This is a genomic window from Haloferula chungangensis, assembly GCF_042664875.1.
GTDB lineage: Bacteria > Verrucomicrobiota > Verrucomicrobiia > Verrucomicrobiales > Akkermansiaceae > Haloferula > Haloferula chungangensis.
The window spans coordinates 1-767 of the sequence record NZ_JBHTBS010000067.1 but is presented as its reverse complement, the minus strand read 5'-3'; the positions used below and the strand labels follow the sequence as shown (position 1 = coordinate 767).

The 767-nt window shown below is 54.2% G+C and carries 1 protein-coding gene; it reads right to left on the bottom strand.

Features of this window, described 5'->3' with window-relative positions; genetic code table 11:
• Positions 1-208 precede the first annotated feature (208 nt).
• A partial coding sequence (locus tag ACFQY0_RS21220) for a hypothetical protein (RefSeq protein ID WP_379717066.1) occupies positions 209-767 on the bottom strand: 559 nt, incomplete at its 5' end.

Here is a 767-nt window from a genome sequence, read left to right as displayed (position 1 = left end):
GTCCGGCCGATACGGTCGCTTTTGATGATAGTGGAAGTAGCGGTGGTTTCAGACGTAGATGCCATAGATCTCCAGTCTATGGCACTTATGCCCCGCTTGAATAGAGGGGTTCTGTTGGGCGCTTACCCCGAAGCTGGCGGCAAGAATTCAACAAAGCCGCTGACAGGGGTCGTCCTCCAGTGCCTTGTTGGGCTTGGTTGTTCTTCGGCTAATGCCTGCCAGCAGGTGGATCGGCAGCCGATAGGGAATAGAGAAAGGTCGACGCTCGATCACTCGAATCGAATCCGATCCAAAGCCCGTCCCCAGGTGAGTTGGAAGCCATCGTCCTCCAATCGGTGGGAAGTCCTCTCGCCTTGTAGTCATCCCACTGGAAGAGCCAAATCCAGACCTCACCTTCATCGTCGTGGTTCTGCGGGTCCCCAAGAATCCGGCGAATCTCCTGCTTGGTCTTACCCTCAAGGTTGCGAATCGATCCGCTGTCCCGGCGATCGCACATCTCCGCGCATCGCTCCGACTGTGGAATCTCAGCCAAAGGTGTCGGTCTCGTCAGGAGATAGCCGCCACCAACAAGTAGCCCGACCACCAGTATAGAGATGACGATCGGGTTCTTCATTTTGCTGCCCAACGTCAAAGAACAGGTGACCCTGGCGACGAAAGGCGGCGATCTCGAAGCACTAAGGTGATAGTAGTAATGAAAGATGATGTAACAAAACCGCTTATAGGGGTCGCCCTGATTCGCCTTGTTCGACTTTCTTTTTTGCTGAATT